Source organism: Curtobacterium sp. MCBA15_013, from assembly GCF_001865095.1.
GTDB lineage: Bacteria > Actinomycetota > Actinomycetes > Actinomycetales > Microbacteriaceae > Curtobacterium.
Genome location: NZ_MJGQ01000067.1, coordinates 14,418 through 38,247, shown reverse-complemented (window position 1 = coordinate 38,247; position 23,830 = coordinate 14,418). Strand labels below are relative to the sequence as shown.

20 protein-coding genes are annotated in these 23,830 nt (G+C 72.6%); 11 read left to right on the top strand and 9 right to left on the bottom strand.

What is annotated here, in order from left to right; genetic code table 11:
• Window positions 1–114 precede the first annotated feature (114 nt).
• From BIV01_RS17170 to BIV01_RS17160, 3 genes are all read left to right on the top strand, one after another.
• Window positions 115–1,032 (top strand): ABC transporter ATP-binding protein, encoded by a 918-nt coding sequence (locus BIV01_RS17170; protein ID WP_071303698.1) that lies wholly within the window; start codon window positions 115–117, stop codon window positions 1,030–1,032.
• Window positions 1,029–1,874 (top strand): ABC transporter permease, encoded by an 846-nt coding sequence (locus BIV01_RS17165; RefSeq protein WP_071303643.1) that lies wholly within the window; start codon window positions 1,029–1,031, stop codon window positions 1,872–1,874. Before BIV01_RS17170 ends, BIV01_RS17165 begins: the two co-directional genes overlap by 4 nt.
• Before the next feature lie 70 nt (window positions 1,875–1,944).
• Window positions 1,945–2,427 carry a hypothetical protein gene (locus BIV01_RS17160; RefSeq protein WP_071303642.1) on the top strand — a complete coding sequence of 161 codons (483 nt, stop codon included), beginning with the start codon at window positions 1,945–1,947 and terminating at the stop codon, window positions 2,425–2,427.
• Here BIV01_RS17160 and BIV01_RS17155 read toward each other — a convergent pair whose 3' ends face one another.
• Entirely contained in the window at window positions 2,428–3,030 is a 603-nt protein-coding gene (locus BIV01_RS17155; protein ID WP_071303641.1) for a dihydrofolate reductase family protein, read from the bottom strand.
• Window positions 3,031–3,119: 89 nt separating this feature from the next.
• Here BIV01_RS17155 and BIV01_RS17150 point away from each other — a divergent pair, with 89 nt between their 5' ends.
• Both BIV01_RS17150 and BIV01_RS17145 read left to right on the top strand, forming a co-directional pair.
• Entirely contained in the window at window positions 3,120–5,000 is a 1,881-nt protein-coding gene (locus tag BIV01_RS17150; RefSeq protein WP_083414120.1) for a family 43 glycosylhydrolase, read from the top strand.
• A 76-nt stretch (window positions 5,001–5,076) separates the two neighbouring features.
• A complete protein-coding gene (locus BIV01_RS17145; protein ID WP_070416471.1) occupies window positions 5,077–6,465 on the top strand; it encodes a serine/threonine-protein kinase in 1,389 nt (462 codons plus the stop codon).
• Between the two features lie 13 nt (window positions 6,466–6,478).
• Here BIV01_RS17145 and BIV01_RS17140 read toward each other — a convergent pair whose 3' ends face one another.
• The 6 genes from BIV01_RS17140 to BIV01_RS17115 all read right to left on the bottom strand — a co-directional run bounded on the left by BIV01_RS17140 (window position 6,479) and on the right by BIV01_RS17115 (window position 13,898).
• The gene (locus BIV01_RS17140; RefSeq protein ID WP_071303640.1) at window positions 6,479–6,964 is read right to left on the bottom strand and encodes a tetratricopeptide repeat protein; all 486 of its coding nucleotides are present in this window, start codon (window positions 6,962–6,964) and stop codon (window positions 6,479–6,481) included.
• On the bottom strand, window positions 6,961–8,958 hold the full coding sequence (locus BIV01_RS17135) for a DUF6807 family protein (RefSeq protein ID WP_071303639.1): 1,998 nt from the start codon (window positions 8,956–8,958) through the stop codon (window positions 6,961–6,963). The genes BIV01_RS17140 and BIV01_RS17135 overlap by 4 nt, the downstream gene beginning before the upstream one ends.
• A complete protein-coding gene (locus tag BIV01_RS17130; protein ID WP_071303638.1) occupies window positions 8,955–10,646 on the bottom strand; it encodes a hypothetical protein in 1,692 nt (563 codons plus the stop codon). Before BIV01_RS17130 ends, BIV01_RS17135 begins: the two co-directional genes overlap by 4 nt.
• On the bottom strand, window positions 10,646–11,566 hold the full coding sequence (locus BIV01_RS17125) for a carbohydrate ABC transporter permease (protein WP_229086649.1): 921 nt from the start codon (window positions 11,564–11,566) through the stop codon (window positions 10,646–10,648). The genes BIV01_RS17130 and BIV01_RS17125 overlap by 1 nt, the downstream gene beginning before the upstream one ends.
• Entirely contained in the window at window positions 11,563–12,537 is a 975-nt protein-coding gene (locus tag BIV01_RS17120; protein ID WP_217642571.1) for a carbohydrate ABC transporter permease, read from the bottom strand. The genes BIV01_RS17125 and BIV01_RS17120 overlap by 4 nt, the downstream gene beginning before the upstream one ends.
• 77 nt (window positions 12,538–12,614) lie before the next feature.
• Complete coding sequence (locus BIV01_RS17115; RefSeq protein WP_071303695.1) at window positions 12,615–13,898, bottom strand: extracellular solute-binding protein; 1,284 nt, start codon at window positions 13,896–13,898, stop codon at window positions 12,615–12,617.
• Between the two features lie 248 nt (window positions 13,899–14,146).
• On the opposite strand from BIV01_RS17115, the gene BIV01_RS17110 reads away from it, so the two are divergent.
• The 4 genes from BIV01_RS17110 to BIV01_RS17095 all read left to right on the top strand — a co-directional run bounded on the left by BIV01_RS17110 (window position 14,147) and on the right by BIV01_RS17095 (window position 18,936).
• The gene (locus tag BIV01_RS17110; protein ID WP_071303637.1) at window positions 14,147–15,187 is read left to right on the top strand and encodes a LacI family DNA-binding transcriptional regulator; all 1,041 of its coding nucleotides are present in this window, start codon (window positions 14,147–14,149) and stop codon (window positions 15,185–15,187) included.
• Window positions 15,188–15,530: 343 nt separating this feature from the next.
• Window positions 15,531–16,814: a Gfo/Idh/MocA family protein gene (locus BIV01_RS17105; RefSeq protein WP_254791879.1), complete on the top strand. Its 1,284-nt coding sequence runs from the start codon at window positions 15,531–15,533 to the stop codon at window positions 16,812–16,814.
• A complete protein-coding gene (locus BIV01_RS17100) occupies window positions 16,811–18,022 on the top strand; it encodes a DUF993 family protein (protein WP_071303636.1) in 1,212 nt (403 codons plus the stop codon). Before BIV01_RS17105 ends, BIV01_RS17100 begins: the two co-directional genes overlap by 4 nt.
• A complete protein-coding gene (locus BIV01_RS17095) occupies window positions 18,019–18,936 on the top strand; it encodes a sugar phosphate isomerase/epimerase family protein (protein ID WP_083414119.1) in 918 nt (305 codons plus the stop codon). The genes BIV01_RS17100 and BIV01_RS17095 overlap by 4 nt, the downstream gene beginning before the upstream one ends.
• Here the strand turns inward: BIV01_RS17095 and BIV01_RS17090 are convergent.
• Both BIV01_RS17090 and BIV01_RS17085 read right to left on the bottom strand, forming a co-directional pair.
• The gene (locus tag BIV01_RS17090) at window positions 18,902–19,591 is read right to left on the bottom strand and encodes a class I SAM-dependent methyltransferase (RefSeq protein ID WP_071303635.1); all 690 of its coding nucleotides are present in this window, start codon (window positions 19,589–19,591) and stop codon (window positions 18,902–18,904) included. The two genes, BIV01_RS17095 and BIV01_RS17090, sit on opposite strands and share 35 nt — an antisense overlap.
• A gap of 195 nt (window positions 19,592–19,786) precedes the next feature.
• Window positions 19,787–20,527: a FadR/GntR family transcriptional regulator gene (locus BIV01_RS17085; protein WP_070416464.1), complete on the bottom strand. Its 741-nt coding sequence runs from the start codon at window positions 20,525–20,527 to the stop codon at window positions 19,787–19,789.
• A gap of 188 nt (window positions 20,528–20,715) precedes the next feature.
• Here BIV01_RS17085 and BIV01_RS17080 point away from each other — a divergent pair, with 188 nt between their 5' ends.
• The gene (locus BIV01_RS17080) at window positions 20,716–22,110 is read left to right on the top strand and encodes an MFS transporter (RefSeq protein WP_071303634.1); all 1,395 of its coding nucleotides are present in this window, start codon (window positions 20,716–20,718) and stop codon (window positions 22,108–22,110) included.
• A complete protein-coding gene (locus BIV01_RS17075) occupies window positions 22,107–23,825 on the top strand; it encodes a dihydroxyacetone kinase family protein (protein WP_071303633.1) in 1,719 nt (572 codons plus the stop codon). Before BIV01_RS17080 ends, BIV01_RS17075 begins: the two co-directional genes overlap by 4 nt.
• Window positions 23,826–23,830 lie beyond the last annotated feature (5 nt).

Here is a 23,830-nt window from a genome sequence, read left to right as displayed (position 1 = left end):
TCTTTGGGGGTCGGGCGCCGAGCCGAGGTCGCGACGGGGTCCCCCGAGCGGTCCACCCCATCTCCCCCTCAGGGTGGACGCGGCCGACTCCCAGGTCCCCGTAGCGTGGCCGCCGTGATCGAAGTCGAGCACCTCACCAAACAGTACGGTCCGAAGACCGCCGTCGACGACGTCTCGTTCGTCGTGCGGCCGGGCAGCGTGACCGGCTTCCTCGGGCCGAACGGCGCCGGGAAGTCCACCACGATGCGCATGATCATGGGGCTCGACCGCCCCACGGCCGGGCGGGCGACCGTGAACGGGCAGCCGTACACGTCCTTCCGCGACCCGCTCCGGCAGGTCGGGGCGCTCCTCGAGGCCAAGGCCGTCCACCAGGGCCGCAGCGCCTACAACCACCTCCTCTCGCTCGCGGCGACCCACGGGATCCCGAAGTCCCGCGTGCACGAGGTCATCGACATGACCGGCCTCGACTCCGTCGCGAAGAAGCGCGTCGGCGGGTTCTCGCTCGGCATGGGGCAGCGACTCGGCATCGCCGCGGCACTGCTCGGCGACCCGAAGACGCTCATCCTCGACGAGCCGGTCAACGGCCTCGACCCGGACGGCGTGCTCTGGGTGCGGCAGCTCGCCCGCCGCATGGCCGCCGACGGGCGCACCGTGTTCCTGTCCAGCCACCTCATGAGCGAGATGGCGCAGACGGCCGACCGCGTCGTCGTCCTCGGCCGCGGCCGGGTCCTCGCCGACGCCCCCATCCAGGAGTTCGTCGCCGCGGGCGGCGGCACCGGCGGCAGCCGCGTCGTCGTCCGGACGCCGGCTCCCGACCAGCTGTTCCAGGCGATCGGCCCGAACGCGTCCGTGACCCCGCGCGAGGACGGCACCTTCATGGTGGTCGGCCCGGACGCCACCACGGTCGGGAACATCGCCGCACAGGTCGGCGTCCCGCTCCACGAGCTCACACCCGTGGGCGCCAGCCTGGAAGAGGCCTACATGGCGCTCACCCGCGACGACGTCGAGTACCGATCGGAGGGCACCCGATGACCGCCACGACCCTGCCGCCCACGAATCTGCCGCCCACGATCGGGCTCGGCTTCGGCCGGCTCGTCCGCAGCGAGTGGATCAAGCTCCGCAGCATCCGCTCCACGATCTGGTGCCTGGCGATCCTCGTCGTGGTCACGATCGCGATGGCGGTCCTCATCGGCAACGCCCTCGACGTCGGCACGCCCGTCGCCCAGGACTCCGCGAACGGCACCCTCGTCACGATCAACACCGCGAGCGTCTCCCTGACGGCACTCGTCGTCGCGGTGCTCGGCGTGCTCATCATCACGGGGGAGTACGGCACCGGCCAGGTCCGCTCGACCTTCACCGCCGACCCCCGTCGGACGGGTGTGATCCTCGCGAAGGCTTCGGTCCTCGCGGTCACCACCTTCGTCGTCAGCGCGGTGTCGATCTGGATCGGGGTGTTCGCCTCGGCTGCCCTGCAGGCGGGCAAGGGCGTGCACGCCGACCTCGCCGATCCGTCGGTGTTCATGCCGCTGCTCGGCGCCTCGGTGTACGTCACGCTGCTCGCCCTGCTCGCGTACGGCATCGGACTCCTCGTCCGGTCGAGCGCCGGCGGGATCGCGATCACCCTCGGGCTCCTGCTCGTCGTCCCGATCGTGCTGTCGCTCATCGCGAGCGTGCTGCAGGCGCAGTGGCTCCTCGACGTCACGAAGTTCCTGCCCGACCAGGCCGGGATGCAGCTGTTCACCTACTCGGCCGGCGACGCCACGCCGCAGGAGGGCATCGTCCTGAACGGCTGGGGCGGCTTCGGCGTGCTCGCGGCCGAGGTGGCCGTGGTGGGCGCACTCGCACTCGTGGTGGCACGCCGACGCGACGTCTGACGCCACCATCCCCCGGACTGGAGGCGCGATGCCAGCTGGCGCCGCGCCTCCAGTTCCGTAGGCTCGCACCGTGCACCGTCCCCACCTCCTCGTCCCGCCGCTCGCCGTCCTGCTGCTGCTGGCCGGCTGCACGGCGACGCCGACGGTCGACGAGGAGGCGCTCGCCGACTGGCGGAGCGCACAGGAGGCGGCGACCGAGACCGACCCGGACGTCCTCGGCGTGCTGACAGCGGACATCCAACCCGGCGACGAGGACCCGTCCGAGGTCGGGACCGGCGTCACGCTGCGGTTCCCGGCCGCGAAGGCGATCGACCACCTCGAGTTCTCGTGCTTCGGCAACGGGCACATGCGGGGGATCGTCCGCATCGAGTCCCGGGGCGGATCCGGCGACTTCACCGTCGACCCCGTGGCCTGCCGGGACAGCCCGAACCCGATCCGTCTGACGCGGCTCGCGAGCACGGACGTCGACTCCGTCGCGTTCAACGGCTTCGACAGCGACCGGTCGAGCGCGTGGCGGCTGGTCATCGTCGGGACGGCACCGTCCGCCGGCTGATCAGCGCCGGAGGTCGTACCGGTGCAGCGTCACGCCGTTGTCCCACCGCTGCTGCTCGAGCAGGTCGAGGACAAGCGGCGGTCGCGCACCCGACGGCGGTGGGTCGAAGAGCGGCCGCCCACGCCCGAGGACGGCCGGGTGCGTGAAGACCATCAGCTCGTCGAGGAGTCCGGCGTCGAGCAGCTGCGTCGCGATGCTCGGACCGCCGACACCGACGTCGCCCTCGGACTCGGCGCGGATGCGGGCGAGCTCGTCGATCGCGTCCTCGTCGCGGCCGATGATCCGCGTGTTGTGGTCCGCCGCCGTCCGCGACCGGGAGACCAGGACCTTCGGCTGCTCGGTCCAGATCTCGCCGTACTCGCGCATGTACGCGGGCAGGGACTCGTCGGTGCGGGCGTCGGGCCAGAACGGGTCCATCATGTCGTGGACGATGCGGCCCTCGACGGACAGCGTCATCGCCCGGGCGCGGCGGTTGAACTCGCGGTGCACGGTCTCGTCGATCCGGATCCACTCCGGTCCCTCGACGCCGCTGTGCTCACCGGCCTCGGTCTCGACGAAGCCGTCGAGCGAGGCGTTGATCCAGTACACGAACCGTGCGGGCATCTCGCGACTCCTTCGTCGGACGGGCCGGTGGGCGTGAGCGTACGCTCACGCTCGTCCGCACGCTCCTCGACGACGAGAGCAGGTCCACCGTGCGCCGGTCACTCAGAGCAGTCCTCGCGATCGCGACGGTCGCGGGACTCGCGACCACGTTCCTCCAGGTCGGTGCCGGCGGTGCGCCCGCCGTCGCCGCGGAGACCACGTCCGCGCGGGGCGGTGCCGCGCCGACCCACCAGAACCCGATGACGCTCGCCCTGCCGGACGGCCAGACCGCGGCGAGCTGCGCCGACCCGACCGTCGTGCGCGGGGTGGGACGCGACCGGAACTGGTACCTCTACTGCACGACCGACGCCCTCACGGCGACGGAGCAGAACCCGGACGGGTCGCTCGTGCAGCACGGGGTCCCGACGTACCGGTCCACCGACCTGACGCACTGGACGTACGTCGACGACGCCTTCCCCACGAAGCCGGCCTGGGTGGGCGACGCGAACGGCATCTGGGCGCCGGACGTCGTGTACCGCGCCGGGACGCACGGGCGCCCGGGCACCTGGTACCTCTACTACGCGGCGTCCGACACCCCCAGTGGCACGGCACCGACCGGCGGCGGATCGGCCGTCGGTGTCGCGACGAGCCCGGGCCCGACCGGACCGTGGACGGACTCCGGCGGACCCGTGGTGGCACCCCAGGCGGCACCGAACGGCACCGGGCAGCGGTGGGAGTTCGACCCCGAGGTCATCACCGACCGCGGCAGCACGTACCTGTACTTCGGCAGCTACTTCGGCGGGGTGAACGTCCGCCGGCTGAGCACCGACGGCCTGCGGTCGATCCCCTCGACCGAGCGGCAGATCGCGATCGACAACCGCTACGAGGGCACGTACCTGATGCGGCACGACGGCTGGTGGTACTTCATGGGGTCCGCCACGAACTGCTGCAACGGCGCCCTGACCGGGTACGGCGTGTTCGTCGCCCGGTCGCGCAGCCCGCTCGGCCCGTTCACCGACCAGGACGGCGTGCGGATCACGAGCACCCGGGTGGGCGGCACGCCCCTGCTCGCCCAGAACGGCAACCGCTGGGTCGGCACCGGGCACAACACGGTCGTCACCGACCTCGCCGGGCAGGACTGGATCGTCTACCACGCCGTCGACCGGGACGACCCGTACTACGCGGGCCAGGGCACCTACACGAAGCGGCCCGTGCTCATCGACCCGCTCGACTGGGTGCACGGCTGGCCCGTGGTCCGCGGCGGAGCCGGCCCCTCGGACGGCGTGCAACCGGGGCCGGTGGCACAGCCCGGTCAACGGCCGACGTACCGCGCCACCGCCGCACCGGTCGACGTGCCCGGTCGGACGATCCGTGCGCTGTCCACCGACTTCGACGGGACGACCCTGCCGCCGGCGCTCCGCTGGACCCGTGAGCCCGATGCCTCCGCGTGGACGGTCGCCGGGGGCGCCTTCCGGTGGCGGACGCAGGACGCCGACATCCACCCGCCGCAGACACCGCTCGCCTCGGTCCTGTCCGAACCGGCTCCTCGGGGCGACTGGGTGGCCGAGACCACCGTCGCGGTCGACACCCCGGCGACCGGCGACGGCGTGAACTACGTGCAGGGCGGGCTCATCGTGTACGGGAGCGACAGCGACTACCTCCGATTGACGTCGAACTCGATCTTCGACACCCGGCAGACGGAGTTCGGCAAGCAGGTCTCCGGACAACCGGCCGGTGCCCCGACCTACGGGAACATGGTCGTCGGGCCGGTCGGGGACACCACCACGCTGCGGATCGTGCACCGGTTCGTGGCAGGGGAGCACCGCTACACCGCGTACACCAGCGTCGACGGACGGCACTTCGTGCGGGGCGGGACGTGGACGGCGGACCTCGGGGCGGAGCCGCGGATCGGGCTGATCTCGCTCGGCGGTGCGGGCTTCACGAGCACCTTCGACGACCTGCGGGTGAGCACGGTGGCGACGGGCCGCTGAGCGCGTCGACGGAACACGATCCCCGCCGGGATGCGAAGATGCATCGTTGCCTGCCGGAACCGAGAACGAGGGTCAGATGAGTCCGACCGAGGACACCGCGTCCACGGCCCCACTGCTCGACGGGCGGTACCGGCTCGAACACGCCATCGGCCAGGGCGGCATGTCCGTCGTGTACCGCGGGGTCGACGAGAGCCTCCACCGGCCCGTCGCCGTGAAGGTGTTCCACGCCGGCACCGTCGACGTCGCCCGGCAGGAGGCCGAGCTCGGCGTCCTGGCGTCCCTCGAGCACCACAACCTCGTGAGCCTGCTCGACACCGGCGTCGTCACCGGCCACGACGGCACCCGCCAGCGGTACCTCGTGATGGCGCTGGTCGCCGGGCAGGACCTCGAGGACCGGCTCTCCGTCGGCCCGCTCGCCTCCCGCCACATCGCCGAGATCGGCTACGACATGGCCGAGGCGCTGCACTACATCCACAGCCACGGTGTCGTGCACCGCGACATCAAACCGTCGAACATCCTGCTCGTCGACTACGGCAACGACTCCGACCGTGCACGCGCCCGGTTGACCGACTTCGGCATCGCGCTCGCCGCCGGTGTCGAGCGGCTGACGGCCGACGGCGTGACCACCGGGACCGCCGCCTACCTCAGCCCCGAGCAGGCGCGGGGCGGCGAGGTCGGTCCGCCGAGCGACGTCTACTCGCTCGGGCTCGTGCTGCTGCAGTGCTTCACCCGCCGTCGGGAGTTCCCGGGGTCGCTCGTCGAGTCCGCGGTCGCGCGGTTGTCCCGCGACCCGGTGCTGCCCGAGCCGCTGCCCGAGCACTGGAAGGTCCTGCTCCGGGCGATGACCGCGCAGGACCCGGCAGCGCGCCCGGCCGGCGCCGATCTCGTGACCATGCTGCGCGACGTCGTCATCGCGGAGACCACCGCCGCCGACCACGTCGTCGAGGCGCCGCCCGTGGCCGAGGCTGCTGCGCACGCCGACCGTGCCCGCCCAGCGACGCTCGACAGCCTGCCCGAACAGGCGCTGCAGCGCACGACGGCGATGGCCGCGCGACTGTTCGACGCCCCGATCGCCCTGGTCGAGGTGCTCGACGAGGACCGTGCCTGGTCGCAGTCGTACATCGCTCCCGGTGTCGACGACGCGGCGCGCCACATCAACTTCCGCAACGGGTTCGCCCCGGTGCCGGTACCCGTCGTGATCCCGGACGGCCAGACGCATCCCGAGATGCAGCACAGCCCGCTCGTCACCGGCCCGCTCGGCATCCGGTTCTACGTCAGCGTCCCGCTGGTGAAGCACGACGGCACCCCGATCGGCACGCTCGCGGTGCTCGACACGAAGCCGCGCCAGACGACCGGGGCGGACCTCGCGAACCTGCACGACCTCGCCGCGCTCGCCGTCACCCAGCTCGAGATCCGTCAGGAGTCGCTCCGCACGACGAGCGACGCGCTGCCGCTGGCACCCTGACGGGTGGTCGCGATCAGGCGTCGGTGAGGGCTGCCGCGTAGGCCCGGACCGACCGGTGGTACCGGGGGAGCGTCGGCTCCACCGCCTCGATCGCGACCCGGAGCGCCTCGTCGTGGCGACCGGCACTGTGCAGTGCGAGTGCGAGGAACACCTTCGGCGCTGCGCCGGTCGCCGGGTGCTCGGGGGCGTCGCGGAGCATCGTGATCGCCTCGTCGACCCGGCCGAGGTTGCGGAGCGTCGAGGCGTGCTGGACGACCATCCGCGCCGCCCTCGTCGGGTCCACGGTGTCGAGCCCGGCTGCCGTCGCGGCCGTGTAGTGGACGTCGGCCTCGGCTTCGTGGCCGCCGGAGTCGTTCGCCCCGCCGAGCTCGAACGCGCCCAGCGCCGGGTGGGGTGCGGCGTCGGCGAGGACCCGCATGCGGTCGATGCGTTCCTGGTCGTCGATGGTGTCGTCGGCCCAGAGTGCGGCGACGCGGGCTTCCCAGTCCTCGGTGCTCATCCCACCAGCGTATTGGCGGACCGGTCCGGTCCGTGCTCGCCCGGGCCGTGCTCGCCCGGGCCGTGCTCGACCGGGCCGTCCGAGACCGTCGCCCGGAACGACCGGACGACAGGCACCCCCGGGTGCACGAGCGTCGGGGTGCGCCAGGCGAGCGCCGAGCCGATCGCGGGGTACTCGGCGGCGCGGACGAACCACGGGTCGTCGTGGTCGAGGGCCTCGAACCGGATCGTGGCGCCGACGCCCTCGAACACGGCCGACCACTCGACCCACGGCGCGACCGATCCGTGCACCGCGTCCTCGCCGCTGGCCGTCGCCGTCCGGACCGCGATGTCGGCGCACGGCGGGAAGCGCCAGGTGAAGCCGCCGTACCCGGCCCCGACCCGACCGTTGCTGCCCGGGCCGCCGAGCCGGACGACCGCGTCCCCGGGCACGCGGAACGACGACGACCACGTGAGCTCCCACCCGGTGTCCACCGCCCGCCAGGCGAGGATCCGGTCCTCGTGCAGGGCGACGTGGCCGTCGGGACCGCGCCAGACGACCTCCTGCCGCAGGGAGGGGCCGTGGTGCTCGGCGTGCACGACCGTTGCGCTCCCGTGGTCGTCGCGCCAGACGTAGCCCTCGCCGTGGACGTACGTCCGTCCGCCCCAGCAGTTCACGCCGTCGAGGTCGGGGATCGCGAACCCCACGCCGCAGTGCCAGTCGTGGTCCGGCGGGTGGTGGGCGCTCACGACCGTGCCGCCGAGGGTCCGCACCGGGTGCAGGTACGGGCGGGGCGACGACGTCGGGATCGTCCCCGCGCCGTCGAGGACCGACGCGACCGGGACGCCGTCGACGACGAGCTCGTCGAGCACCTCGTCGCGGTCCGCGTGCGCCCAGGGCGCGCCGACCTCGGAGAACAGCGCGCCCTGGTCCGCCGCGCGGTCGACGACCGACTCGACGTCCGTGACGAGCGGCCGACGCGCGGGCCCCTCGCCGTCCCACGTCACCCACGGGTGGTCGATCTGCACCGGTTCGGTCGCCCGCACGGCTTCGAGCACCTCGACGAAGGCGCCGGTCGACGCGAGCGGCACGAGCAGCGCGTCGCCGCGGGACCGGTGGGCGAGCAGGTTCTCGAGCAGGTCGGTGCGCCCGAGTCCGTGGGTCACCCCGTCGATCGTGACCTCGTCGGTCGTGTACCCGAGGACCGCGCTCCCGGTCGTGCCGCGGACCCGCACGCTCGGGAGGACCTCGGTCGGCCCGCACAGGGTGAGCGCCGCGGTCGCCTCGCGTCCGGCGGTCGTCGTGACCCGGACGGCCGAGGTGTCGTCGCCCTCGATCGCGTTCGCCCGGTACAGCTCCACCTCGACGCGCGCCACCTCGTCGGCTCGACGGCAGCCGACGAGCGCGAGGGCGGTCGCCACGGCGTGGGCGAGCGGGTTCGTGACGACGCCGTCGAGGACGTCGACCCCGTCCACCCTGCGGCGGCCGGCCCAGGCGGAGCGGTCCCAGTACGCCTGGTCGCGCGTCCAGGTGCCGACGGCCGCGGCGGACCGGACGGTCCCGACGAGCGACCCGTCGCGGAGTGCGGGCAGCGCGTGCGACCCGAGGCTCTGGAACCCCACCTGGACCACGCGCCCGCTGCGTCGTTCGGTGTCGAGCAGGGTCGCCAGGTCCGCGCGGGTCGTGACCGGCGGCTTCTCGAGGAGGACGTCGGCGCCGCTCTCGAGGGCGGCCAGGGCGAGGGGGAGGTGCGCGGCGATCGGGGCGGCGACCACGACGACGTCGACCGGGCCGGTCGCGCGGGCTGCGGCGACGTCGCGGACGACGGGCACGCCGCCGTCCTCGTCGGCGTCGAGGGTCGGGTCGACGACGGCCGTCAGCGTGCAGACACCGAGGCCGACGAGCCGGTCGATGGTCGCCCGGTGGTGCAGGCCGTAGCCGCGCGCGCCGACGAGGACGATGCCGGGAGGCGCGGTGCGGCTCGGGTCTCCGGCCGCCGGTCGCTCCGTGGTCACGACCCCACCGACGGGGTGCCGATCACGACACGGGTCCGGCCCGGCGCGCGTCCGGTGACGTGGACGTGCGAGCCCGTCGGCCGGTCCGTCCCGCCGAGGAACGCGTAGTCCTGACCGGGCGCGTAGAACGCGGGTTGCCCGGGGCCGGAGCCGTTGCCCGGCCCGAACGTCACGGTGTCGGTGCCGACGCGGTACGAAGCGGTCCCGGTGACGAGGACGCGTTCGGCGGTGGCGGCATCGGTGCTCACACCGGAGAACGTACCCCCGTCGCGGAACGTCAGCTGGAGCGACCACGGGACGTCGGCCCCGGCGGTCTCGATGTCGAGCGTGACCGCGTCGGCCGTCAGGGCGACGTCGACCGTCGTCGTGAGCGCCACCTCGTCGGCGGTCCGGCTGCCGAACGCCATCGACGCCGAGAACCGCCCCTCGTCGCCGAGCGCGTAGTCGCCGTCGGCCCGCCGGTGCTCGGGTGCGAGCGGCTGGTGGTAGCCGGCCGACACGCGTTCGGTCAGCCGGAACCGGCCGGCGCCGAGGTCCTCGAGCCTCGTCGGGCGGAACGGGCCGAGGCCGAAGAACTCCCGCGAGAGCCGGACGTCGGTGAGGACGACGGCGCCGGCGACGACCCGCAGGAACGTCGGGCTGTTCGCGAGCCCGGAGCGGACGTGTCCTGCCGCCGGGACGTCCGAGCCGGCGAAGAGCACGACGTCGCGGTCGGCCTCGCGGACGTGGACGAGCCGTGCCGCCCGGAACGTCGAGGTGCCCCGGGGGAGCGGTGCGCCCGCCGGCAGCGGCCGCTCGAGCACCGGGTCGGTCATCGCCCGTGCGGCCATCGCACCGGGCTGCCAGGTGTCGGCGACCGCTGCCCGGGCGGCGACGGCGGCGAGGTCGGCTCGGCCGTCGAGCACCGCGACGTGCCAGAGCAGGGGTGCGAACGGTCCGATCCCGAACGGCTGCGACTGGTCCTGCCGTCGGGACTGCACGGTCTCGACGCTGTCGTCGGGCAGGAGCAGCGCGAGCGTCGCGTCGAGCGAGCGGCGCACCGGGTCGAGCAGTTCGGGGCGACCCAGCACCGACGCCAGCACGAGGAAGGACGGGCACGAGACCGCCGCGGCGTAGTTCGGGCTGCGCTCGGACCACAGGCCGTCGGCGTCGATGTCCGGTCCCTCGGCGAGCCACTCGTCGATCCGCTCGACGAGGGCCGGGTCGGGGTGGAGCCGGTGGACGCGGGCGAGTGCGGCCGCGATCTCCCACCGGTGGTTCGGGGTGTGCACGCCACCCGTCAGCAACGCCGGGGTCGCGCGGTGCACGATCTCGTCGAGGTCGTCGGCCAGCGCCGCGGCCGTCGGCACGGTCGCACGGTACGGCGCGAAGAGCTCGAGCGCGTCGCACACGTCGTTGACCGTGAACGCGGAGTCGGGTGGGGAGAGGACGTTGTCGCCGCCGACGAACGTGCCGCCGGGGGACTGCCTGGTGGCGAGGTGCCGGACCCAGCCGTGCGCGGTGGCGAGGTCGTCGTCGGTGGGGCGAGCCGCGCCTCCCGTCCGCTCGTTCCGGACCCACGCCCCGACCAGGGTGAGGGCGCGCGCCATGAGTTCGCGGTGCTGCAGCGTCTCCGGGGCGTCGGTGGCCTGCCGGAGCCGGGCCGCGTCGGCGTCGGCCGCGGTGCCGGCGAGGTCGAGGAAGCCCATCAGTCCTTGAGGCCCGCGTTGAGGTCCGCGCCGTTCACGTACTTCTGGAAGACCAGGTAGATGAGGACGAGCGGGATGATCGAGATCACCGAGGCGCCGAGCAGGACCGTCCAGTTGACGTTCTCCGCGCCGACGATGCTCTGCAGCGCGATCTGGATCGTGAACTGGTGGGGGTCGTTGAGGACGAGCAGCGGCCAGATGTAGTCGTTCCACCGCCACTGGAACGAGAAGATCGCGAGCGTCAGCATGATCGGGCGGGAGATCGGCAGCATGATGCGCCAGAAGATTCCGAACTCGCTCGCGCCGTCGATGCGGGCGGCCTCGACGAGGTCGTCCGGCACGGTGAGGAAGAACTGCCGGAACATGAAGATGCCGGTCGCGGTGATCACCGACGGCACGATGATCCCGGCGAGCGAGTCGTACATGCCGAGGTCGCGGATCACGATGAACGTCGGCGCGAGGATGACCTCGGTCGGGAGCATCGTCGTCGCGAGGATGCAGACGAAGAAGACCTTGAGCCACCTGTTGTCGTACTTCGCCAGCGCGTACCCCGTCGCCGCGCTCGCCAGCACGGTGAGGACGGTGGTGACCAGCGCGACGATGACGGTGTTGCCGAAGTAGCGGGCGAAGTCGTAGCTCGCCCAGGCTTCCGTGAAGCCGCTGACCGACCACGTCTTCGGGAACAGGGTGAGCGGGTAGGAGAACAGCTCGCCGCCGGGCTTGAACGCGCTCAGGACGAACCAGAGCACGGGGAAGCCGAACGCGATGATGAAGACCCAGAGCAGGGCGGTGGCGGCGATGGCCCTGGGGCGGGGCGGGCCGTCGAGGCGCTTGGTCCTGGTCGTGTTCTTGTTCTTGGCGGTCCCCGACGTGACGTCGGTCGCGGGTGCGCCGGAGGCGCTGGGCAGGGTGGCGGTCATCGGCGGGCCTCCGTCCGACGGTTCACGGCCAGCTGGATGAGCGCGATGGCCATGAGGATGAGCATGAGGACCATCGACGCCGCGCTCGCGTAGCCGATGTGGGCGTTCTGGAACCCGTTCGTGTAGATGTACTGCACGAGCAGGTTGTTGTCGGTGCCGGGACCGCCGCCGTTGAGTGCCTGGATCGTCGCGAACTCCTTGAAGGCGCCGAGCGACGACAGCAGGACCACGATGAACGACGTCGGTGCGATGCTCGGCAGCGTGATGTAGCGGAACTGGTGCCAGGCGCCGGCGCCGTCGAGGGACGCCGCCTCGTAGTAGGACTGCGGCACGTTCCGGATCGCGGCCACGAACAGCAGCATGTTGAAGGCGGCTCCGGCCCACGCGGTGGCGAACACCACGACGAGCAGCGACAGGTCCGCGTTCGACTGCCACGGGACGGCCGTGCCGCCGAAGGACTCGATGACGAAGTTCGCGAGCCCGAAGTTCTCGCCGAACATCCACCGCCAGATGACGCCGGTCACGATCGGCGAGATGAGCCACGGCACGAAGAAGACGATGCGGGCGACGCTCCGGCCCTTCGCCGCGGGGCTCGTGAGCATGAGCGCCATGGACAGGGAGAGCACGAAGCCGAGCGGAACCGCCACGATCGCGTAGAGGAACGTCCGGAGGAGTGCCGCGTAGAAGGTGTCGTCGGCGAACAGCTCGAAGTAGTTCTCGAGCCCGATGAACTTCGGGGCGACGACACCGTTGTAGTCGGTGAACGAGTAGCCGAGGCCGATGACCGCGGGCCACACGAAGAACACCACGAACAGCACCGCGTTGACGCTGACGAAGAGGATCGGGGCGAGGACGGGCTTGCTGACGCCGGAGCGGCGGCGCTTGGTCGTCTTCGCGGCTCCGGGCCGGCGGGGCGGCACCGGGGTGGGCACGGCGGTCTGCACGTCGCCGGCTGCGGTGGGGATGCTCACGATGATCCTCTTCGTTCGTCGCGGTGTTGCTGGGGGAAAGACGCCGGGGTCGGGTGCGTGCACCCGACCCCGATCCGTCATCCGACGTGCTCTTCGTAGTACTTCGTGATCGTCTCGAGGGTCTTCTTGGCCGACTGCTGCCCGTTGATGAGCTTGCCGACCTCGGCGGTGGTGGGGTCGGTGCCGAGTTCCTTGCCCTCGACCGCCCACTTCGCGCTCTCCTTGGCGTAGGAGCTCGAGATCGGGTCCGCCGCGTCGATCTCCTTCTGGTAGAGCGCGAAGGAGTCCTTGGCGGCCTGCGACTCGAACGGGTAGCTGATGTCCAGCCCGGACTCCACCGGCAGGAAGCCGTTCGTCGTAACGAGCTTGGCGTAGTTCGTCGGCTCGTACATGTAATCGATGAACTTCTTCGCCGCGGTCCCGCGGGCGTCCGAGTTCTCGAAGCCGACGATGTTGCCGCCGTAGTTGATCTCGGTGGCGTGCGTCGGGTCGGCCGGGGTCGCGGCGCTGGCCCAGTCGAAGTCGGTGATGTTCGACGCGAAGTCCGACGACTGCCAGACGCCCGAGAAGTAGGCGACGACCTGGCCGCTCTTGAACAGGGCGTTCGGGTCCTGCCCGCTCGTCCACACCGACTTCGGCATCGTGGAGTCGTCGTTCATGTCGGCGAAGTCCTGCAGCGCCGAGACGGTCTTCGAGTCGGTCGGGAAGGAGCCGTCCTTCTCCTGCTGCATGAAGTCGGTGCCCTTGGTGAACATGTAGGCGCGCAGGCGGGACGGCGAGGAGTCGAACACCAGGTCGTACTTCGCGCCGGTCTTCGCCTTCACCTGGTCGGCGGCCTGCAGGAACTCGTCCCAGGTCCAGGCCTTCGCGGGGTCCGTCGGGTAGGCGATGCCGGCCTTGTCGAACAGCGACTTGTTCACGAACAGGCCCGCCGCGGTGACGTCGGACGGGATCGAGGTGACCTTGCCGTCGTCGTCCTTCGCGATGATGTCCTTGTCGATCTTGTTCGCGTCGTCGTCCACGATCGAGGCCAGGTCGACGGTCTTGCCGGTCCAGATCGGGTCGATGCCCGCGGCTCGCACGACGTCGGGCAGCGAGTTCGCCTGCGCCGACTCGCGGAGCTTCGTCTGTAGCCCGTCGTACGGCAGGTTCACGATCTTGACCGTGACGCCGGTCTTCTTCTCGTAATCGGTCGCGAGGTCCTGGTAGCCCTTCTCCTGCGCCGTCGACGTGGAGAGCCAGAAGGTCAGCTGGTCGACCTTGCCGCCGTTGCCGGAACCGCTGCCGGAGGCGCAGCCGCTCAGGAGCGCCAGTGCGGCGATGCCGCCGGCGAGCGCGAGCATCTTCTTGGATGACTTCATCGTCACTGCTTTCGTTCGGGACCACTGGCGTCTGCCGTGGGCGAGCGTTCGGGGTGTCTCGGCCGAGGAGACAAGGTCTACACGACGCCCGGTGATTCTGGCAAGCGCTTTCCTGCAGAATGTTTGGACATTGTGACGTGACGGCTCGGTCCGTTGCCGCGGCTCCGCCCCGGCGCGCGGGAAATCGCTATCCTCGCCACAGACAGCCCTCGCCACACAGCGCGGAGCCGACGGACTGGAGGCGCGACATGCCCGAACGGAGCTCGGTCACCCTGGCCGACGTGGCTGCGCGGGCAGGCGTCTCGCTCGCGACCGCGTCGCGCGCACTCAACGGCAGCGTGCGGAAGGTCCGGCAGGAGTCGGTCGACCGCGTCCACGCCGCGGCCCAGGAGCTCCGGTACACCGCCAACGTGCAGGCCCAGGCCGTCGCCCGCGGGACCACCACGACGCTCGCGCTCGTCGTGGGCGACATCGCCGATCCGTACTTCGCAGCCATCGCCGCCGGGGCCATCCGTGCCGCCGACGACGCCGGGCTCGTCGTCACGATCACGTCGACGGGAGGGGATCCATCGCGCGAGGCGGCCGTCCTCGGCGTCGTCGCGGGGCTCCGGCCGCGGGCCGTGGTGCTCGCGGTGAGCCGTCGCCTCGGTGGTGGCGCCGAGCTGGCGTCGGCCGTCTCCGGACTCGTCGCGGCCGGGGCGGGGGTGTCGGCGCTCGTGTCCGACCTCGACGGCGCCGTGGCAGGCGTGTCGGGAGTGCAACCACTCGTGATCCGGAACCTCAGCGGTGCTGCGGCGCTCGCCGGGGCCTTGGTGGAACAGGGGCACGACTCGTTCGCGGTGCTCGCCGGGGATCCGTCGCTCGCCACCGCGCACGCGCGCTACGAGGGCTTCGTCGCGGGCCTCGCCGCCCACGGGATCCGGGTGCCCGACGCCGCCGTGGTGCCGTCGGAGTTCACGCGGGACGGCGGGTACCGGGCGATGGTGTCGCTGCTCGACCGGGCTGCGGCGGGCTCGGGGGCGTTGCCGCGGTGCGTGTTCGCGGTCACGGACCTCATGGCGGTGGGGGCGGTCGCGGCGATCCGGGAGCGCGGGCTCGTCCCGGGGGTGGACGTCGGGGTCGCGGGGTTCGACGACGTGCGGATGCTCGCCGACGTCGTGCCGGCGCTGAGCACGGTGCGGTTGCCCCTCGAGGAGATCGGGGAGCGGGCGGTGCGGCGGGCCCTCGGGCTCGAGGCGGACGGCGCCATCGACGGCGAGGTCGTGCTGCGCGCGAGCACGGCGCGCTAGCGGGCCGGGCGCGCCGAGCCCGGGCGCACCGGGCCCGGCCGCCCCGCGCTCGTCCCCGCCGCCCGCGCCCGGGCCCGTCCCGTCGGCCGGATCGTGAGCAGAAACGGTCGGGTGCCGTGGCGCGACCCGACCATTCCTGCTCACGAAGTGGCGCGGGGCGCCCACGCCCCGCGCCCGCGCGCCCGCGCCGCACGCCCGGCCCCGAACGCACACACCCGAACACGCGCGTGCGGTCGGCACGGGCCGTGGTGTACGGTTCCGGCAAGCGCTTTCCACCACGGTGGCGAGCGGGCCACAGCGAGCAAGGGAGCACGCGTTGACCACGCGCACCATCGGCATCATCATGAACGGCGTCACCGGACGCATGGGCTACCGCCAGCACCTCGTGCGGTCGATCCTGGCCATCCGCGACGACGGCGGGCTCCCGCTCCCGGACGGCACGAGGCTGCAGGTCGAACCGATCCTCGTCGGCCGGAACGCCGCGAAGCTCGAGGAGATCGCCACCCGGCACGGCCTCGAGCACTGGACGACCGACCTCGACGCCGCCCTCGCCGATCCCCGCTGGGACGTCTTCGCCGACTTCGCCGTGACGAGCGCCCGCGCCGACGCCCTGCGGAAGGCGATCGCCGCCGGCAAGGCCGTCTACACCGAGAAGCCTACGGCGGAGACCTCCGACGAGGCACTCGAGCTCGCCCGCCTCGCCGCCGACGCCGGCGTGCCGAACGGCGTCGTGCACGACAAGCTCTACCTGCCCGGCCTCCGGAAGCTCCGCCGGCTCATCGACTCCGGGTTCTTCGGCCGGATCCTCTCCGTCCGCGGCGAGTTCGGCTACTGGGTGTTCGAGGGGGACTGGCAGACCGCGCAGCGGCCGAGCTGGAACTACCGCCGCGAGGACGGCGGCGGCATCGTCGTCGACATGTTCCCGCACTGGAACTACGTCCTCGAGCAGCTGTTCGGCCGCGTGGAGTCGGTGTACGCCCGCGCGGTCACGCACATCGACGAGCGAACCGACGAGCAGGGGACCGGGTACGCGGCGACCGCGGACGACGCGGCCTACGGCGTGTTCGACCTCGCCGGCGGCATCACGGCGCAGATCAACTCGAGTTGGGCGGTCCGGGTGGACCGTGACGAGCTCGTCGAGTTCCAGGTCGACGGCACCGACGGCAGCGCCGTCGCGGGACTGTTCGGCTGCCGGATCCAGCCCCGGACGGCGACGCCGAAGCCGGTGTGGAACCCCGACCTGCGGGACGACCGCGACTACAGGGCGCAGTGGCTCGAGGTCCCCGACAACGAGGTGTTCGGCAACGGCTTCCGCGCGCAGTGGGAGGACTTCCTGCGCGACCTCGTGGCCGGCCGCCCGCACCCCTACGACCTGCTGTCCGGTGCCCGCGGCGTGGCGCTCGCGGAGGCCGGTCTGCGCTCGAGCGCCGAAGGACGACGCATCGACCTGCCGGAGCTGACCCTGCCCACCGGGGCCGAGCCGCGCCTCCAGGGCGACAGCGCCGAACGCGCAGACAACGCCGACCGCGCCGACAACGCCGAACGCGCCGACCGCGCCGACGGCGCCGACGGCGCCGACCGCGCCGACAGCGCCGACAACGCCGCGCCCGTCGGAGCACGCGCATGACCACCCTGACCCTCCTCGCGCCCGACGGCACAACCAGCCGGGTCGACCTGCGCGAGCCGGCCGTGGCGGCCACCGCGAAGCCGACCGCCCCGCTCACCGAGCGCGTCGTCTACGCCGCCGCCCACGTCGTCCCGCGCACCGCCGCCGACAACACGCCGGGTGCGCCGGCGGACCTCGACTGGGACGCCACCCTCGCGTTCCGGCACCACCTCTGGTCGTGGGGCCTCGGCGTCGCGGACGCGATGGACACCGCGCAGCGGAACATGGGGCTCGACCCGGCCGCCACGCGCGAGCTCATCACGCGCAGCGCTCGCGAGGCGCAGTCCGTCGGCGGCCGCATCGTCGTCGGCGTGAACACCGACGACCTCCCGGACCAGGTCGCCACCGAGCAGCAGGTCGTCAACGCCTACGTCGCCCAGCTCCACCACGCCGAGGACGCCGGCGCGGGGGTCGTGCTCATGGCGAGCCGGCACCTGGCGCGCCTGGCGGGCAGCGATCCCGCGGTCTACCGCCGCGTCTACCGCAGGGTCATCGAGCGCGCGAGCGCCCCCGTCGTCCTGCACTGGCTGGGGGAGGCGTTCGACCCCGCCCTCGCCGGCTACTTCGGCGGTCAGCACGGCCCCGACACCGTGCTCGACATCATGGGCGACGCCGGGTCGAAGGTCGCCGGCATCAAGATGAGCCTGCTCGACGCCCGGGCCGAGGTCGCCCTCCGCTCCCAGCTGCCCGCCGGCGTCCGGATGTTCACCGGCGACGACTTCCACTACGTCGACCTCATCGCCGGGACCGATCGGACGCACTCCGACGCCCTGCTCGGCGCGTTCGCCGCCGTGGCGCCGATCGCCTCCGCCGCCGTCCGGGCCCTCCCCGACGAGACCGCCTTCCGCGCGCTGCTCGGCCCCACCGAGGCCCTGTCCCGCCACGTCTTCAGCGCCCCGACCTGGCACTACAAGACCGGCATCGCCTTCCTCGCCTGGCTGAACGGCCACCAGGGCGCCTTCGCCATGGTCGGCGGTCAGCACGCCGGCCGCTCCCTGCCGCACCTGTCCGAGACCGTCCGGCTCGCGAACGCCTGCGGCGCGCTCGAGGACCCGTCGCTCGCGGCGTCTCGGTGGCACGACCTGCTCACCGTGTCCGGTGTGCCCGTGACGGCCAGGAGGCGCGGCTCGGCCCCCGCCGACCGCCCGCTCGCCGGGGTGGTCGCGTGAGCACCCCCGTCGTCCGCGCCACGCGGGCCGGTGCCGCCCCGGGCTCCGCACCCCCGCATCCGCGGCTCTCGATCAACCAGGCGACGATCAAGTACGCCTCGCTCCGGGACGCCCTCGACACCGTCCGCGCCGCCGGCGTCCAGGCGATCGGCACCTGGCGGGAGCCCGTCGCCGAGGTCGGGCTGTCCGAGGCCGTGCGGATGGTCGCCGACTCCGGCCTCCGGGTGTCCTCGCACTGCCGCGGCGGCTTCTTCACCCTCCCGGCCGGCACCGAACGGCAGCGGGCACTCGACGACAACCGCCGGGCGATCGACGAGACCGCGGCGTTGGCCGAGGCCGGCGCGCCCGGGTCCGCGCCGGTGCTCGTGCTCGTCGCCGGAGGACTGCCCGAGGGGTCCCGCGACCTGATCGACGCCCGGGACCGCGTGGCCGGCGCCCTCGCCGACCTCGTCCCGCACGCCCTCGACGCCGGCGTCCAGCTCGCCGTCGAGCCCCTGCACCCGATGTACGCCGCCGATCGGGCCGTCGTGTCGACCCTCGCGCAGGCCCTCGACCTCGCGGCGCCCTTCCCGGCCGCTGCCGTCGGTGTGGTCGTGGACACGTTCCACGTCTGGTGGGACCCGGCGCTCGCGGCCTCGGTGGCCCGCGCCGGTGCCGCCGGGCGGATCGCGAGCTACCAGGTGTGCGACTGGCTCACCCCGATCGCCGCCGACCCGCTGCTCTCCCGCGGTGTGATGGGGGACGGGCACATCGACTTCGGGCCGGTCACCGCTGCCGTGACGGCCGCCGGGTACTCCGGGGACGTCGAGGTGGAGATCTTCAACCAGGCCGTGTGGGACGCCCCGGCGACGGACGTCGTCGACCGGGTGGTCCGGGCGTTCACGGCCTCGGTGCCGCTGCCCCTGCCTCGCTGAGGGGGCGGCGGCGGACCAGCACCACGCTGTCGAGCACCTCGTGCGGCGCTCCCTCGGGCGTCACGGCGGTGCGCGGTCGGAGCTCGGCGGCCACGACCTCCCACCCGTCGTCGAGCCCCAGCGCCGCGAGGTCCTCCGCCGGCGTCGGGAAGCGGTACGCCCGCATCTCCTCGGGCAGGTCCCCGTGCGGGGGTGCGGCGTGCGCCGTCACGAGCAGGTGCCCGCCGGACGCCACGAACCCGGCCGCCCGCCGCAGGATCGCCGCACGCGGGATCTCGACCGGCCACGACTGCAGGAACGACGCCGTGACGAGGTCGAACCGCGCCGCGGTGTCCCACGAGCCGAGGTCCGCCGCGACGAACGCCGTCCGCTCCTCGACCCCGGCGGTGACGGCAGCCCGGGAACCGCGGGTGATCGCCGTCACCGACAGGTCCACCCCGGTGGTCGCCCACCCCTGCCGGGCGAGCCAGACGACGTCGCCGCCCTCGCCACAGCCCAGGTCGAGCGCGCGTCCCGCGGGCAGCGACGACGCGACGTCGGCGAGCACCGCGTTCACCCGCCCCGACCAGATCCCGTCGTGCTCGGCGTAGCGGGCCTCCCACCAGCTGCGTGCGGAACCGGACTCGCTGGCGGTGCTGTCGTCGTGCGTGTGCATGCGCACACTCCACCGCACGGACCGGCCGGACCCCAAGCGGTGTTGCCACCCCGGCAACGTCGCACCGTGCGTGGCGGGGCCGCGCCGCGCCTCCTGGCCGCCCGATCGTGAGCAGAAGATGTCGGGACGCTGTCCCCGACCCGACCATTTCTGCTCACGAAGCGCCCGCGCGCCCGGGCCCCCGCGCCCCGCCCGTCAGTCGGCGGGGCCGGCGTGCTCGATGCGGGCGCTCGCCGTGGCCATGTGGTCGTCCATCGCCCGCTGCACCGCGAGCACGTCCCCGGCCCGGAGCGCCTCGAGGATCGCACGGTGCTCCTCGTACGCGGCCTCGGTGGCCTGGCGGGTCCGGACACGACGGCCGACCCACACGCTGAGCATCGAGCGGAGGCTCTGCAGCAGGTCGGCGAGCACGTCGTTCCCGGCGGAGCGGGCGAGCAGCACGTGGAACCGGACGTCGGCGTCGATGAAGGCGTCCGGGTCGTCGAGCGCCTGGTGCTGTCGGTCGATGTAGGTCTGGAGCTCGTCGAGCTGCGCCGGCGTCGCACGCTGTGCGGCGAGGATCGCCGCGGTGCGTTCGAGCGACGACCGGACCTCGAGCAGCTCCCGCGTCCGGTTCGACGCGAGCATGAGCCCCCACGACAGGGTCGTCGGCAGCAGGTCCGAGGTCCCGCCCTGCAGGTACGTGCCGGAACCCGGGCGGATCTGCACGATGCCGAGGATCTCGAGCGCCGCGAGGGCCTCTCGCACGGCGGACCGGCCGACCCCGAGCCGTTCGGCCAGCACCCGCTCCGAGGGCAGCCGCGAGCCGGGTGCCAGGTCGCCGGCGGTCAGCAGGGAGACGAGCTGTCGGGCGACCTCGGAGGCGGGGGAGCCCGTCGGCACCGACTCGAGTTCGAGGCGGATGTTGAGCGGGTCGTCCGGGCTGAACGCGGGCATGCAGTGAGCGTACCGGTCGGTCAACCGGTTGCGGTGGGACTCCTCGCCGAGCCGCGGCGGCACGGAATGGTCAACCGGTTGACAAGTTTGGAGTGACCGCGCACACTGGTCCGTGCGCACCGATGCGTCACCTCCGTCCCCGGCGCAGCAGCCGACCGGAGCACCACCCCACCCGAGCAGGAGTCATCGTGGACATCCCCGCCACGCGAGGCATCCCCACCTCGGTCGTCGAGAAGACGGCCATCCGCAAGATCGCGATCCGCATCGTGCCCTTCGTGGCGCTGATGTTCTTCATCAACTTCCTCGACCGCACCGCGATCTCCTTCGCGGCCCCGAACGGCATGGAGGCCGACCTCGGCCTGACCGCCGCACAGTTCGGGTTCGCCTCGGGCGTGTTCTTCATCGGCTACCTCGTGCTCGAGGTGCCGTCCAACCTGGCGCTGCACAAGTTCGGCGCCCGCGTCTGGCTCGCCCGCATCATGATCACGTGGGGCATCGTCTCGCTGCTCTTCACGTGGGTGCAGAACTACCCGCAGCTCGTCGGCCTGCGCTTCCTGCTCGGCATCGCCGAGGCCGGGTTCTTCCCCGGCGCGATCCTGTTCCTGTCGACCTGGGTCCCCGCCCGGCACCGCGGCAAGATGCTCGCGCTCTTCTACCTGGCGCAGCCGCTCACCAGCGTGATCGGTTCGCCGCTCGCCGGCTGGCTGATGACCCACGAGGGACTGCTCGGCGGCCTCGCGGGCTGGCGCTTCATGTTCCTCTGCGTGTCGATCCCCGCGATCATCGTCGGCATCCTGTGCCTCTTCGTGCTGAAGGACAAGCCGTCGCAGGCGAAGTGGCTCGACGAGGACGAGAAACTCTGGCTCGAGGGCGCCCTCGCGAAGGAGAACAGCCAGAAGGAGGGGAACGCGCACGGCAAGGGCGGCCTCCGAGCGGCGTTCGGCTCCGGTCGCGTCTGGATGCTCGCCGCCGTGTACTTCGGCTTCATCTACGGCCTGTACGCCCTGAGCTTCTTCCTGCCGACCATCATCGACGGCTTCCAGGAGCAGTTCGGCACCACGTTCGACCTGTTCCAGAAGGGGCTCATCACGGCGATCCCGTACGTGCCCGCCGCCGTCGTCCTCTACTTCTGGTCGCGTGACGCGTTCCGGCGCGGCGTCCGGGTGTGGCACATCGCGGTCCCCGCCCTCGTCGGTGGTCTGAGCATCCCGGTGGCCCTCTACATGAACAGCCCGGCCGCCACGGTCGCCGTCATCGCGATCACCGCGTGCTCGATCTTCGCCGCGCTGCCGAACTTCTGGACCGTCCCGACGCAGTTCCTCACCGGTGCCGCAGCGGCCGCGGGCGTCGCGCTCATCAACACCGTCGGCAACCTCGGCGGGTTCGCCGCGCCGTACATCACCGGCGCCGTCAGCGAGTGGACCGGCGGGTACCAGGCGCCGATGTTCATCGTCGGGTTCTTCATGGTCCTGTCGAGCGTCCTGATGTTCGTCCTCGGCCGGACCACGAAGCGGAACGAGCGACGCGACGCCGACGCTGCCGCGCAGGCCGCGACGACCACGACCCAGGAGTCCCACGCATGACCCGCCTGTTCAACGACCCCGCGGACTTCGCGGACGAGATGGTCGACGGCTTCGTCGCCGCGAACCGCTCCCGGGTGCGGAAGGTCCACGGCGGCGTCGCCCGCTCGACCACCAGCCCCGAGGGCACCGTGGCGCTCGTCGTCGGCGGCGGATCCGGGCACTACCCGGCGTTCGGCGGACTCGTCGGGCACGGCCTGGCCGCCGGTGCGGCGATGGGGAACCTGTTCGCCAGCCCGAGCGCGCAGCAGGTCACGGCGGTGGCGAATGCATCCGAGCACGGCGGCGGGGTGCTCCTGAGCTACGGCAACTACGCCGGCGACGTCCTCAACTTCGACGCAGCTGCCCGGGCACTCACCGCGGCCGGCATCGACGTCCGCACGGTCCGCGTGACCGACGACGTCGCGAGTGCCCCGAGTGCCGAGGCCCACAAGCGCCGCGGGATCGCGGGGGACCTCTGCGTGTTCAAGGTCGCCGGAGCGGCCGCCGAGCGTGGCGACGACCTCGACACCGTCACGACGATCGCCGAGCGGGCGAACGACCGCACCCGCAGCTTCGGCGTCGCGTTCTCCGGCTGCTCGCTCCCCGGCGCGGACGAACCCCTGTTCACCGTCCCCGAGGGCCGCATGGCGATCGGCATGGGCATCCACGGCGAACGCGGCATCGACGAAGCCGACGTCCCCACCGCGTCCGGACTGGCGGACCTGCTCGTCGACAAGCTGCTCACCGAGCTGCCGTCCGGTGTCGCAGTCGACGGGGCACGCGTCGTCCCGATCCTCAACGGCCTCGGTTCCGTCAAGTACGAGGAACTCTTCGTCGTCTTCGACGCCGTGCAGCGCCGACTGACCGCGGCCGGCGCAGTCGTCGTCGAGCCCGAGGTCGGCGAACTCGTCACGAGCTTCGACATGGCCGGCGTCTCGCTCACCCTCTTCTGGCTCGACGACGAGCTCGAGGAACTCTGGGCCGCCCCGGCCGACAGTCCCGCCTACCGCAAGGGCGGTGCCGTCCCGCAGGAGCCCGTGTCCTCCGACGTCCTCGAGGCCGGCGTGGTCGTCCCCGTGACCGTCGGCACCGACGAGTCCCGGGTGGCCGCGACCCGCATCGCGACGGCGATCACGGCGGTGCGCGCGACGATCGACGCCCACGCCGACGAACTCGGCCGCATCGACGCCGTGGCCGGCGACGGCGACCACGGGATCGGCATGCAGCGCGGCTCCACCGCGGCGGACGCGGCGGCGCAGGACGCCGCAGCACGCGGCGCGGGTGCCGGCTCGGTCCTCGCGATCGCCGGTGACGCCTGGTCCGACAAGGCCGGTGGCACGTCCGGTGCGATCTGGGGTGCGGCCCTGGAGGCACTGGGTCGCGTCCTCGGGGACACCTCGCGCCCGTCGGCCACCACCGTCGCCGACGCCGTGCACGCGGCCGCCGAGGCCGTCCTCGCGTTCGGGGCCGTCCCGGGCGACAAGACCATGGTCGACGCGCTCGTCCCGTTCGACGAGGTCCTCGCCGCCCGCACCGCGGCCGGCGACGACCTGCTCACCGCCTGGTCCGCCGCGTCCGCCGCCGCCACGACCGCGGCCGACGCCACCGCCGACCTGCTGCCGCGGATGGGCCGCGCCCGGACCCACGGCGAGGACGCGGTCGGCACCCCCGACGCCGGTGCGATCTCGTTCGCCCTCATCACCGCCGCGGTCCTCGCGACGCTCTCCGAGAAGTAAGGAAG